This is a genomic window from Bacillus infantis (assembly GCF_008180445.1).
Classification (GTDB): Bacteria; Bacillota; Bacilli; order Bacillales; family Cytobacillaceae; genus Bacillus_AB; species Bacillus_AB infantis_B.
In genome coordinates, this window is record NZ_VTER01000003.1 from 42,649 (window position 1) to 55,164 (window position 12,516).

Annotated in this window: 13 protein-coding genes; 9 read left to right on the plus strand and 4 right to left on the minus strand. The window is 45.3% G+C overall.

Features of this window, described 5'->3' with window-relative positions:
- Positions 1 to 9: 9 nt before the first annotated feature.
- The gene (locus FZD51_RS04890) at positions 10 to 249 is read left to right on the plus strand and encodes a hypothetical protein (protein WP_148973743.1); all 240 of its coding nucleotides are present in this window, start codon (positions 10 to 12) and stop codon (positions 247 to 249) included.
- Between the two features lie 394 nt (positions 250 to 643).
- Complete coding sequence (locus FZD51_RS04895; RefSeq protein WP_148973744.1) at positions 644 to 1,303, plus strand: DUF3993 domain-containing protein; 660 nt, start codon at positions 644 to 646, stop codon at positions 1,301 to 1,303.
- Positions 1,304 to 1,335: 32 nt separating this feature from the next.
- Here FZD51_RS04895 and FZD51_RS04900 read toward each other — a convergent pair whose 3' ends face one another.
- Together FZD51_RS04900 and FZD51_RS04905 are read right to left on the minus strand one after the other, a co-directional pair.
- The gene (locus FZD51_RS04900) at positions 1,336 to 1,572 is read right to left on the minus strand and encodes a glutaredoxin family protein (protein WP_148973745.1); all 237 of its coding nucleotides are present in this window, start codon (positions 1,570 to 1,572) and stop codon (positions 1,336 to 1,338) included.
- 61 nt (positions 1,573 to 1,633) lie between these two features.
- Entirely contained in the window at positions 1,634 to 2,602 is a 969-nt protein-coding gene (locus tag FZD51_RS04905; protein WP_148973746.1) for an MBL fold metallo-hydrolase, read from the minus strand.
- 320 nt (positions 2,603 to 2,922) lie between these two features.
- On the opposite strand from FZD51_RS04905, the gene FZD51_RS04910 reads away from it, so the two are divergent.
- Both FZD51_RS04910 and cbpB read left to right on the plus strand, forming a co-directional pair.
- Entirely contained in the window at positions 2,923 to 3,159 is a 237-nt protein-coding gene (locus FZD51_RS04910; protein WP_094768870.1) for a YkuJ family protein, read from the plus strand.
- Positions 3,160 to 3,492: 333 nt separating this feature from the next.
- Entirely contained in the window at positions 3,493 to 3,939 is a 447-nt protein-coding gene (cbpB, locus tag FZD51_RS04915) for a cyclic-di-AMP-binding protein CbpB (protein ID WP_148973747.1), read from the plus strand.
- 52 nt (positions 3,940 to 3,991) lie between these two features.
- Here cbpB and FZD51_RS04920 read toward each other — a convergent pair whose 3' ends face one another.
- Entirely contained in the window at positions 3,992 to 4,723 is a 732-nt protein-coding gene (locus tag FZD51_RS04920) for a sulfite exporter TauE/SafE family protein (RefSeq protein ID WP_148973748.1), read from the minus strand.
- A gap of 110 nt (positions 4,724 to 4,833) precedes the next feature.
- Here FZD51_RS04920 and FZD51_RS04925 point away from each other — a divergent pair, with 110 nt between their 5' ends.
- The 3 genes from FZD51_RS04925 to FZD51_RS04935 all read left to right on the plus strand — a co-directional run bounded on the left by FZD51_RS04925 (position 4,834) and on the right by FZD51_RS04935 (position 7,715).
- Positions 4,834 to 5,718: a LysR family transcriptional regulator gene (locus tag FZD51_RS04925; protein WP_148973749.1), complete on the plus strand. Its 885-nt coding sequence runs from the start codon at positions 4,834 to 4,836 to the stop codon at positions 5,716 to 5,718.
- Between the two features lie 70 nt (positions 5,719 to 5,788).
- Positions 5,789 to 6,499: a 2,3,4,5-tetrahydropyridine-2,6-dicarboxylate N-acetyltransferase gene (gene dapD / locus FZD51_RS04930; protein ID WP_148973750.1), complete on the plus strand. Its 711-nt coding sequence runs from the start codon at positions 5,789 to 5,791 to the stop codon at positions 6,497 to 6,499.
- 94 nt (positions 6,500 to 6,593) lie between these two features.
- A complete protein-coding gene (locus FZD51_RS04935) occupies positions 6,594 to 7,715 on the plus strand; it encodes an N-acetyldiaminopimelate deacetylase (protein WP_148973751.1) in 1,122 nt (373 codons plus the stop codon).
- A 97-nt stretch (positions 7,716 to 7,812) separates the two neighbouring features.
- Here FZD51_RS04935 and FZD51_RS04940 read toward each other — a convergent pair whose 3' ends face one another.
- Positions 7,813 to 8,697 carry a mechanosensitive ion channel family protein gene (locus FZD51_RS04940; protein WP_148973752.1) on the minus strand — a complete coding sequence of 295 codons (885 nt, stop codon included), beginning with the start codon at positions 8,695 to 8,697 and terminating at the stop codon, positions 7,813 to 7,815.
- Between the two features lie 197 nt (positions 8,698 to 8,894).
- On the opposite strand from FZD51_RS04940, the gene FZD51_RS04945 reads away from it, so the two are divergent.
- Positions 8,895 to 10,649, plus strand: a complete 1,755-nt coding sequence (locus FZD51_RS04945) for an ABC transporter ATP-binding protein (RefSeq protein ID WP_148973753.1) — start codon at positions 8,895 to 8,897, stop codon at positions 10,647 to 10,649.
- A gap of 12 nt (positions 10,650 to 10,661) precedes the next feature.
- The gene (locus tag FZD51_RS04950) at positions 10,662 to 12,479 is read left to right on the plus strand and encodes an ABC transporter ATP-binding protein (RefSeq protein WP_187445635.1); all 1,818 of its coding nucleotides are present in this window, start codon (positions 10,662 to 10,664) and stop codon (positions 12,477 to 12,479) included.
- Positions 12,480 to 12,516 lie beyond the last annotated feature (37 nt).

The following is a 12,516-nucleotide window of genomic DNA, read 5'->3' on the forward strand; positions in this document are numbered from 1 at the left end:
GGAATTCAAATGAGCGCTTTTATGACCATCCTTCTGATCATTGCTGCGGGCATTCTGCTGACCGGCTTATTTTATACGATGTCCATCGCACGAAATCAGAGAGCGGTAAAGGGAGATATGGATTCAAGCATTTCCCGGCAGGTGCAGGATCATCCTTACATCCGCAATCCTGTCATTCTCACATATGCCATCTGCTTCATTCTTTTAGTCATCTTTATTGCCTACTACACAACTACAGTCAGCTGGTAGCTGATATAAAATGAGGGACTGCTGTTCAGGCAGTCTCTTTTTATTATTTGGCTGTGTTAGTTGCCTTGTTGATTTTGGGCTCATGCGTGTGAAACTCTGTTTCACACGCATGAGCCCAAAATCAACAATCATGTTCAATAAAGCCTATGATTTAAGAAATTACAAAACGTATGTCTTGTGAATGATCTGCAATATTTTATCAACATCCAGCAGCTGCACCGAGATCACAAGCTTTTGTTATTTCCAATAAATGCACAGGTGAAATTCCTTGAAAACTGTTAGTCCTTCCTCAAATCGGGTAATTTCTTTAATAAATATAAGAATTGTTCTAAAAATTGATCATTTTGTTCATTTGCCGGACTATGACAAATAAACCAATGAGGAGGAAGGATTAGTGTATATAAAAAGGATGATCATCATGCCTGCTGCAGCCATTCTGGCGTTTATGCTTCCGCTGGCAGGTGCAGAAGCTGCTGAAGACCAAGCTCTGGAAAACAGGGAAGAGGTGCTGCAGTTCCTGGAAAGTGCTTTTGAAGCGCAGACATCTCTGAGTGAGGAGCCAAGATCACTGGAGGAGATAGAAGCTGTTCTTGACCCTTATTTTACAGACAGCTATGCACGCCTCTTCCTTCAGGAGAACCTGTCAGAGGAAGGGGACGGGAATATTATTTACGGAACTGACTTTGGTTTGTATTATATACCGTTCTTTGAGTTTACGGAGGAGACGAAAGTGGTCATTGATCCTGAAAAAATTCTAGTGTTTGAATATTTTCCAGCAATGAACGAAGGACCAACTGCTTATGCAGGACATTATGAAGGCATCCGGATTGAAGAAACTGATTCAGGCTGGAAAGTGGCAGAATGGCTTTATGATGAGGCGCCCCTGAATATATTATCAAGTGCGACTTCTGATTTAGTATATAAAGGATTCAATGACAGGACCGGATTCTCAAGGGATGCGGATAATCTTAAGCCGATGGCCGGGAGCGTTTTGCCGGTTCCCGGCCTGGCCCTAAGCGCCAGTGATAAATGGCTGCTGCTGATGGAGGCATAAAGAAAAGAGCAGGCTGCAGCCTGCTCTTCTTCCTATTCGATATTCAGCTCCGCTTTTAACTTTTCCAGGTCAAAACCAGTTATGACGGTTTGATCGATCACAAAGGTTGGAGTGGAATAGGAATTATATCTTCCGGTTAATTCGTCCCTGGCTTTTTTATCCGTGCTGATATCCTTCACTTCATATGAAAAGCCGTATTCCTGAAGGAAGCGCTTGGAGATCTCGCATGGAGGGCAGTCTGGCTGAGAATATAGGGTAATTTGCTTCATTTGAATTTGCTCCTTAATTTTCATTGCACATCCAATATACCATATTTTAATGATATGCTCTTTAACGCAGTTTTTCAGTTCTTTTGTCCCTTTTTGCCAAATAATCCGCAAGCCCCATTGCTGACACTTCTAAATCAAGTGACAGCAGGCTGTATATGGGATGGTCCTCCGCAATGCCCTTTTGGCTTAAATGGGCAATGACCCTCTTTTTGAGGCGCGAGGCTATTTGGCCAGGTGCCTCATTTAGTGAAGTGGCGTGAAAGGCTGCTTCTGCTTCTTCAATGAATATTTCAAGCCAGCTCCTGACCTGAAAATATGCTTCTGCAGGATTTCGCGATGTGCCATAGTGCCCGAAGAAAAGGCAGTCAAGTTTTCTTGATTCATACAAAGAGATGGAAGCCAGCATCTTTTCAGGACTGAATTGATTTGGCGAAGTGGAAGGCAAGTAAAATTCAACGCCCTCCCTATAAAGCTGAGGATAGAAGATGCCAGCCGTGTCGCCTGTAAACATTCCGTTCTCAGGGGGATAATAGACACTGAAGTGATGGTTTGCATGACCTGGTGTATCAAAAAAGGCTAATGTACATGTATCGCTAAGCATCAGCTCCCTTCCATCCTCCATTGCTTCCAGCCTGTCTGGCGGGATAGGGAGTATCGGATCAAACAGAGCTTCAAATTGATCGCCGTATACGGCTTTTGCTCCTGCAATCAGGCGGGATGGATCTGCCAGATGTTTTTTGCCCTTTGGATGGACCATCACTTTTGCCTGCGGGCATGATTCGAGCAAAAGTCCAGCTCCCCCGGCATGATCAAGATGAATGTGGGTGAGGATGATATATTTCACTTCTTTGGCAGAGAGGTTTAACGCTTCGAGCCCATCGAGGATTCTTGTGACTGAAGGGCTTGCTGAGGTTTCAATGATGGCAAGGCTGTCTTCAGCCAATATGTAAGTTCCTGTCCGCTCTTCCATATTCAGGTCGTAACCATCGATTAAAAAAAGCTTTTCGGCTAACTTTGCCGGCTTTTGCAAAAAAATCACGTCCTTTTCCGAAGCTTTTGCTTGTACAAAGCATGTCATTATTTTATGCTGTTAATATTGGCATGTAAAGAATTACGGTTCGAATATTCTGATTTTAATTCTTTGGGATAGAAACATGCTGAAAGTGAAACCTAAGAGCAAGATGAGGGTTTGTATGAAGGAAAAGGAACGGAGCTTTCCCGTTTGCAGGTTCGCCGGCTTCAGGATGGAGCAGCTCCGCCGATGCTGCCGATTGGAATTTGGTTTCCAATGTCCTTCATATATAATGGCGGCATATATTTGATTTGGTTTTGTTCGAAAGGAGAGGGAGCATGTCACAGCTTCAAGGTATATTAACACGTCTAAAGAATTTACAGGAACAGTCAAGCAGCGGGGAACCCGCCCAGCGTTTCTTTGAGGTGAATGGCGAAAGAAAATGCCAGGTTACGTATCATCCAAAAACAGAGACATACGAGCTGGAAGTATATAATGACAAAGAAAAGCCAAAAAGATACCAGTTTGACAACATGGATATGATTACAATTGAAATCTTTGATCTCATCCAATAATGCAATTCCTTTAAAGGAACCCTCGAGGTTCCTTTTTTGCGTTTTCCATGACTATGCCTGCCTATGCAATCAGGATAAACTTTGAAAATCAGCCTATCCTAATAGATAAAAAGGGTGAAGCCATGTTTCCGACAGTTGAATGTCCGAAATGCCATGAGGATGAAAGCATGGAACGGGTATTAACGGCACAATCCAACCAGAATGTTATTTATAGATGCCCAAAATGCCGTTTTACCAAAAAAGATATTCCTACCAGCAAAGGGTAAGAAGGCCAGCGCCGAGAAAATATGATAAAATGAAAAAGTAAACACTTTCATTTGAGGAGTTTCGGCTATGATAAGTCTTCACAGTAGTGAGTATCTGGAAATAAGCATCAGGGACCTTATGATCCCTTCTGAAAGGGTCGCGCATGTACAGATTGGCAATACCTTGGAGCATGCCGTACTTGTGCTGACAAAAAGCGGCTATACAGCGATTCCTGTGCTGGATCCAAGCTATAAGCTCCACGGCCTCATAGGCACTCCTTCCATCATGGATTCCATCCTCGGGATCGAAAGGATCGAGTTTGAAAAATTGGAGGAAAAACGCGTGGAGGCATGCATGAATCAAAATATTCCCCGCCTAAAAGCAGATTCGGATATGAAGCTGGCAATTGAGCTTTTGGTTGATCATCCCTTTGTCTGTGTCGAAAATGATGACGGCTTCTTTGAGGGGATATTAACAAGGAGAGCACTCCTTGACCGGCTGAACAAGCATGTGCGCAGATTGAACAGGAAATAATTTCAGCAGCTCCTGAGGGGGCTGTTTTTTGTTTACAAAGAGCTTCGCTGCATCATTGCAGCAGTTTTGCTGACAGCTGGATGATCAGGAGAATGGTGATGCCATAAAGCAGCCTTTTCAGGCAGCGGGGATTGATTTTACCAGCTGCCCTGACAGCCAGATGGGCACCGAGGAGAGATCCTGTAAGCAGACAGAGGGAAGGCTTGAGCTGGAAGTTTCCTGCTGCAAGATAGATTGTGAACGATGCAAAGCAGCTGATGAATGTCTGGAATCGGCTGAAAGCCACTGCCCGGATATAATTGAATCCCTTATTCAAAAAGGTATACATAAGGAGGGTTCCCTGGCCAGGTCCAAAAAGGCCGTCATATGCCCCTATAAGATAGATGGACGGAAATATTCGGGGTGTGATGCCTGGCTCGCCGGCAGTTTCCGCCGGCTTCTTCAGCATTGTGATGACAAGCGCAAAAACCAGCAGGGAAGCTGCAAGCATCGTCATGGCTTTTTCCGGGATGCTGCTGGCCAGGAGAGCACCTGTGGCTCCTCCCGCAAGCCCGAAAGGCAGAGTCTGTAAACAGTCTTTCAAACCAATCTCCCTTTTCCGCAGAAGATAGAAAAAGCTGGAGAAAGAACTGAAGATATTTGAAAATTTAGCCGCCGCAACTGCAGTGTGGACAGGAATGCCGAGCAGGAGCATGGAGGGCATCCCGATAAGTCCGCCGCTCCCGGCAAGTGTTCCGATAAAAGCAGACAAAAAACCTATAAATATTAAAAGAGTATATTCCATTTCATCCCTCCTTCGCTATCATTGTATTCATTTCCTGTTCATAATGAAAATCGGAAATTTTTAAGATATAATATAAGAAAAAGTTATAAAGTGAATAAGGGGAAGATTATATGTCGGCACTTTCTGAATTTCATCTATTATCAGTCCTGGCCCAGGAAATGAATATGAGAAAGGCGGCGGAACGGCTCTTTGTCTCACAGCCTGCCCTGTCGCAAAGGCTGCAGTCGATTGAAAAAGAATGGGAGACCAAATTGTTTGTGCGCTCTCAGAAGGGCCTTACCCTGACCCCTGCCGGAGAGCTGGTGATTCAGTTTGCCAATGAGGTCATTGGAAGAGAAGAAAAGGTAAAAGAATCCATCGGGGCCCTTAACTCAGAGGTGCATGGGACTTTAAAGCTGGCCGTCGCTTCCATTGTCGGGCAGAACTGGCTTCCCCAGGTGCTGAAAAAGTATATCAGCCGGTATCCGCAGGCTAAAATATCCCTTATGACAGGCTGGAGCAGCGAAATTTCCAAATCTCTGTATGAGGATCAGGTACATATCGGCATCATCCGCGGAACTCCGGACTGGAAGGGAGTCAAAATCCATCTGTTCAAGGACAGCCTCTACCTTGTTGACAAGGAGATTACCCGGCCGGAGCAGGTGCTTGAAACAGACCGGCCATTTATCCAGTTCAAAAGCGACTCTAATTATTATCAGGAAATCCAGGACTGGTGGATGAGGCAATTCAAGACCCCGCCTAAAAGGACTGTTGTTGTAGATCAGATTGAAACATGCAAACAAATGGCCTTTAATGGCATCGGCTATGCCATCCTTCCGGCGATCACGCTTAATGGAGCAGAAAAGGATATATTTAAGATTCCTTTATTGGATGAGAACAATGAACCAATAGAGCGGGATACTTGGCTGCTGGGCTATGAGTCTGCCTTCCGTCTGAAGCAGGTAAGAGCTTTTGCGGAATTGATAAGAGAGCATGTAGAAGAGGGGGAAAATTAGGTTTTTTTCTTGTTTTCGGTGCTTTTGTTTGTTAAAGTAATGCTAGTTACATACATAGGAGGCCTGTCACATGAAAATGATGGACGCAAATGAGATTATTTCATTCATACAAAATAGCACAAAATCAACACCGGTTAAATTATACGTAAAGGGCGATTTGCAAGGATTGGATTTCGGTCCGTCTGCTAAAACCTTCTTAACCGGCAATACTGCAGTAGTGTTTGGAGAGTGGGCTGAAATCAGCCAGGCGCTTGAAGCAAATGCTTCACAGATTGAAGACTATGTTGTGGAAAATGACCGCCGCAACTCAGCAATCCCTTTGCTTGATATGAAAAACATCAAGGCAAGGATCGAGCCGGGTGCCATCATCAGGGATCAGGTTGAAATCGGGGACAATGCAGTAATCATGATGGGTGCTTCCATCAATATCGGAGCGGTTGTAGGCGAAGGCACGATGATTGATATGAATGTGGTCCTTGGAGGCCGTGCGACTGTCGGGAAGAATTGCCACATCGGGGCGGGATCTGTTCTTGCAGGCGTCATCGAGCCGCCTTCAGCCAAGCCTGTCATTGTGGAAGATGATGTAGTCATCGGTGCAAATGCCGTTGTTCTTGAGGGCGTAACAGTAGGCAAGGGCGCTGTTGTTGCAGCGGGCGCCATTGTCATCGATGATGTTCCTCCTTACACAGTAGTGGCTGGTACTCCGGCACGCGTCATAAAGGAAATTGATGAAAAGACAAAATCAAAGACTGAAATCAAGCAGGAGCTTCGCCAGCTGTAAAGGCAGGATAGAGGACCGTGCCTTCCAAAAGGGAGGCCGGTCTTTTTTTTATCTTTACAAGCGCACTATTTTCCCCCATAAAGGAGAGAGTTTAATGAATCAGTTCATTCAGATAAGAAGGGATCTGCACCAGATTCCGGAGCTGGGATATAAAGAATACAAAACACAGCAGTATCTGCTTGATTATTTGGGCACACTTGATCAGACCAATATGGAGATCAAAACGTGGAAAACAGGGATTTTTGTGAAACTGAACGGCACAATGCCTGGCAAGCTGATCGGCTATAGAGCTGATATCGACGGCCTTCCGATCACTGAGGAAACGGACTTCGAATTTTCTTCCATCCATGAAGGCAATATGCATGCCTGCGGCCATGATTTCCACATGAGCATTGCCCTTGGCCTTATAGCCCATTTTTCGGAAAACCGTGTAAAAGATGATCTTTTGTTTATCTTCCAGCCTGCAGAGGAGGGACCTGGCGGTGCTGAGCTGATGCTGAAAACGGATATTATGAAAGAATGGCGCCCTGATATGATTGCGGCACTCCATATCGCTCCAGAATACCCGGCAGGGGCGGTTGCCGTTAAAGAAGGGCTGCTCTTTGCGAATACTTCAGAGCTTTTTATTGATTTAAAGGGAAAAGGGGGACATGCCGCCTATCCTCATCAAACAAATGACATGATAGTCGCAGCATGCTCACTTGTCTCACAGCTTCAAACGGTCATAGCAAGAAATGTTGATCCGCTGGACAGTGCGGTCATTACGATTGGAAAAATAACCGGCGGGACGGTCCAGAATATCATTGCCGAGAAAGCAAGGCTTGAAGGGACAATCAGGACCCTTTCTGTGGAATCCATGGCAAGGGTGAAGAAAAGGATAGAGGCTCTGGTCAAAGGCACCGAAGCCGGCTTTGAATGCGAAGCGACGATAGATTATGGTGCCATGTACCATCAGGTCTATAATGACGAAGTGCTCACGAGGGAGTTCATGGATTTTTTGCGCACCGGCACTGACGCAGATGTGATTGAATGCAAGGAAGCGATGACTGGCGAAGATTTTGGCTATATGCTGAGCGAAATTCCTGGGTTCATGTTCTGGCTGGGTGCAGATTCGGAATTCGGCTTGCATCATTCCCGGCTGCAGCCAAAGGAAGAGGCAATAGAAAAAGCAATCTCTTATATGACAGCTTACCTGGAATATAAAGGGAATCAATAAAGCTGAAAGAAAGATAAAAGGATGATCCGGTGAGGATCATCCTTTTATTATAAAAATTTTTGCAGCCCGATGAACATCTGCCCGGCCTTCTTTCATATCAATTACTGCTGTTTTTTTCAATATAAACCTGATGGGGATACGGGATTTCGATGCCGTTGGCGTCGAGCGCTTCTTTCAGCGCTTTACGCAATTCCCGTTCAACGCCCCACTGCTCCATATTCTGCGTTTTGGCTATAATGCGCAGAACCACGTCCGAGGAGCCAAGGGACTGTATGCCAATCACATTCGGTCCGTCCATGATGCTCTCGTTACCCGCTTTCACCTTGTCGCATGCTTCCTGGAGAACCATAATTGCTTTATCGATGTCATCGTCATAGGAAATACCAATATCGACGAGTGCTCTCATGTTTCCGCGGGAATGATTGCTCAGGCTCGTGATCTCCCTGTTGGGCACAAAATGGAGCGTCCCATCAAACCCCCTGATTTGTGTTGTCCTGAGTCCCACCTGCTCGACAATGCCGGAAAAGCTGGCAGCTGTGACATAATCGCCTACATCTATCTGTTTTTCAAGAAGCAGGAAGAAGCCTGTAACCACATCGCTCACAAGGCCCTGGGCGCCGAAGCCGATAGCAAGACCCACAACACCGGCGCCGGCCAGGATAGCAGTTGCCTGGATCCCAAATATCTGCAGGACGGTGACGGTAACAATAAATATCAGTACATAAGAAAAAACATTGCTTGTCAGGCTTTTAAGCGTCTGGGACCGTGCCGAAGAAATATTCTCCCGCTGTTCAAAAGTGTCAAAGCTCTTTGAAATAAGCCTGCCGCCTGCAGCTCTGACAATCAAAAAAATGATGAAGATGGCTGCAAGTTTTAGAATGGCCGCTCCTGCCGAGAAAGCGAGGGCTCCCCAATCAATATTTCCAAAATACTCTTCAGCTTCTCTTAAATTCAAAAAATCAATCCTTTCATATGTATGCATTTTTTCATTCTAACAAACATACAGCGGGCTGAACAACAAATCCCCTTCCCGGCAGAAAAGAAAATCAGATTTTAAATAATCAAAAAAACTGGAAAATTCAGATTGAAAACTATAGATAATTATTTCGATAACCGTTATATTTAGTATTACGGTCTTTTATTTTTCAATTCTTAACAACGAGAGAGGGGGAAATGGAATTGGAAATATTTAAGAAACTTAAGGAATACTACTGGCCCTATAAGAAATATTTTATTTGGTCGATGGTATTCCTGCTGGCTGTGACAGGCATTACGGTGGTTTATCCGATGATTCTGCAGGTGACCATTGATGAGGTGGTGCTGGGAGGGAAATATGAATGGATTCCCTATTTAGCTTTCGGCTTCATCGGCATCATGTTCGTTAAAGGAATTGCAACTTATATTCATCAATATACTGGAGATTTATTTGGCATCACATCCGTATATAAACTGAGAAACTCACTGTATGAAAAACTGCAGTTCCTTCCATTCAAGTATTACGATAATGCAAAAACAGGGGATATCATGTCAAGGCTGACAGCAGATGTCGAGGGGTTCAGGTTTTTCCTGTCCTTCGGATTTTCAGAGCTGATCCGTTTCATCCTGCTTATCGGCATCAGTTTCTCTGTTATGTTTTATTACTCAGTGCCGCTAACCTTAGTGACACTTGCCACCCTGCCGTTTCTTGCTGTGGTAACCTTTAAATTTGATAAAGCTGTCCATCCTGCCTTCAGGGGCATCAGGAAGTCGTTCGGAAAGCTGAATACAAAGGTGCAGGAAAATATCAGCGGCATCAATACGGTGAAATCCCTTTCAAGGGAAGACTTTGAAATAGGGAAGTTCAACCGGTCCAATGAGGACTATAAAGACAATTATTTATTCACTTCTGATATCTGGGCAAAATATTTCCCGCTTATGGAGTTCCTGGGAAATCTCAGTGTCGTTCTCCTGCTTTCTTATGGCGGGTATCTCGTAATAGACGGATCCCTGCAGCCAGGGGAGCTTGTAGCATTCTACAGTCTTGTATGGTATATAATGTGGCCGATTATGAACCTCGGATTTGTCATCAATCTATTCTCCCAGGCCAAGGCTTCGGGCGAGAGGCTGCTGGAGATACTGGAAGCAGAAAATGAAATCAAAGAGACTGACCATGCTGCCGAACCCGACAGGATCCATGGGGAGGTAGACTTCAAGTCTGTATCCCTACAGTACACAAAGGAAGATAAAGAGGCGCTCCATGATGTTTCATTCAAGGCGCATCCTGGCAAGACAATCGGGCTCATCGGTGCAACCGGTTCAGGCAAAACAAGCGTAACCCAGCTGATGACGCGCTTTTACGAAGCATCTTCAGGGGAAGTGCTGATTGATGGAAGAAATGTCAGGGACTATTCACTTGAAGCGCTGAGAAGCGGAATAGGCTTTGTCCTTCAGGAATCTTTCCTGTTTTCTTCTTCCATTAAAGCGAATATTTCTTATGGAAGACCTGAAGCTTCCATAGAAGAAATCATGGATGCTGCCAAACGGGCACAGGCGCATGAGTTCATCATGGAACTGCCTGAAGGGTATGATACCATGCTCGGGGAAAGAGGAATGGGCCTGTCCGGCGGCCAGAAACAGAGGATCGCAATAGCCAGGGCGATCTGCACAGACCCCGGCATCCTTATCCTGGATGATGCTACCTCTGCAGTGGATATGACGACAGAATTCAATATCCAGCAGGCACTAAAGGAAGTCATGAAGGGGAGGACGACCTTCATTATCGCTCACAGGATTTCTTCCTTGAAGCATGCTGATGAAATCCTTGTTTTTAAAGACGGCCGCATTGCTGAAAGGGGCCGGCATGAAGATCTGCTGAAGAATAACGGCCCTTATCAGCGGATTTACGATATTCAATACAAGGACCATCAAAAGGTTCTCCAATCTCAAATAAGCTAAGGAGGGGTGAGCTTGAAGGAGACAGCAAAAGAAACAGTATTGAAAAGATTCCATTATTCAACAGATGATGTCATTGAAAAACCGTTTAACTGGAAGCAGATGTTCCGGCTGTTCAGCTATATGAAGCCGTACCGCAAGAAGCTGCTCCCTTTGTCGATCCTTATGGTACTGATCACGACTGCAGTAAGATTGATCATCCCGATTATGATCGGGGTTTATACACTGGATAAGGCGCTGAAGGACAAAGACACAGGGCTGCTCACTACCCTCGTCATTATCATTGCTGCCTTATATACGAGTTCTTATATAGCTAATATTTTCAGGATCAAATGGATGAATGCCCTTGGCCAGAATGTCATCTATGATTTAAGGAAGCATTTATTCGCCCATGTCCAGACCCTGTCACACCGTTTCTTTGATCAGCGGTCTGCAGGATCCATCCTTGTGAGGATCATGAATGATATCAACTCCCTGCAGGAGCTGTTCACAAACGGTGTCATTAACCTGCTGATGGACCTTATATTGCTTTGCGGCATTTTTGTCATCCTGTTCACGTTAAGCCCGCAGCTGACATTGGCCATCATGGTCATTCTGCCGATCATGTTTTTTATCTCGACGAGCCTGCGCAGGAATATCAGGAGGTCCTGGCAGACGGTAAGGCTGAAGCAGTCAAAGCTCAACTCCCATTTGAATGAGAGTCTGCAGGGGATCAGGGTTACCCAGGCGTTTACACAGGAAAAAGAAAATATGATGTTCTTTGATGGTGTGAACAACGAGAATTTCGAGAGCTGGAGGCAGGCTTCACAAAAAAATGCCATGTTCAGGCCGCTTGTTGAATTGACCAATGCTTTCGGTACTGCAGCACTGATCTGGTATGGAGCCCACTTGATACAGAATGGCAGCATCACCATCGGTGTGTTCGTATCATTTGCCTTCTATCTGGGAATGTTCTGGGAGCCGATTTCAAGGCTGGGCATGGTCTATAACCAGCTTCTGATGGGGATGGCCTCATCTGAGCGGATCTTCGAATTCCTTGATGAAAAACCAATCGTGTCAGAATCTGAAAATGCGATTGTCATGGATGATATGAAGGGCCAGATTCAATTTAAGGATGCAGAGTTCTCCTATGATTCCAAGAGAATCGCATTAAACAAGATCAATCTGGAAATAAAAGCAGGCCAGACTGCTGCCCTGGTCGGCCATACCGGGTCAGGAAAAACAACCATTGCGAATCTGATCAGCCGTTTCTATGATCCTACCGAAGGAGCTGTCCTGATTGACGGGCATAATTTAAGAGATGTTTCTTTAAAGAGCCTGCGGGCCAAAATCAGCGTAGTGCTGCAGGATACATTTATTTTTTCCGGTACAATTGCTGAGAATATCCGCTTCGGCAGGCCGGATGCCTCTGAGGAAGAAGTAATCCGTGCGGCCGAGGCAGTCGGAGCAGCTGATTTCATCCGCAATCTCCCTAAAGGCTATGAGACAGAAGTTGAGGAAAGGGGAAATATTCTTTCAGTCGGAGAAAGGCAGCTTCTATCCTTTGCAAGGGCACTGCTCGCCGATCCGCGCATCCTGATTCTTGATGAAGCCACTGCCAGCATTGATACCGAAACGGAAATGAGGATACAGGAAGCCCTTAAAACCCTGCTAAAGGGAAGGACAGCCATCATCATTGCCCATAGATTGTCAACCATACGCGACGCCGACAAAATCTTCGTACTGGACCATGGCAGCATCCTTGAAGAAGGAAGCCACGAAGAACTCATGGACAAAAAAGGCCAATACTTCCAGCTGGTAAAAGCACAATTTACAATGCTGGATGCTATATAGAAAAGCGGAGGCGGCTTGCCCAGAGCCGACAAGCATA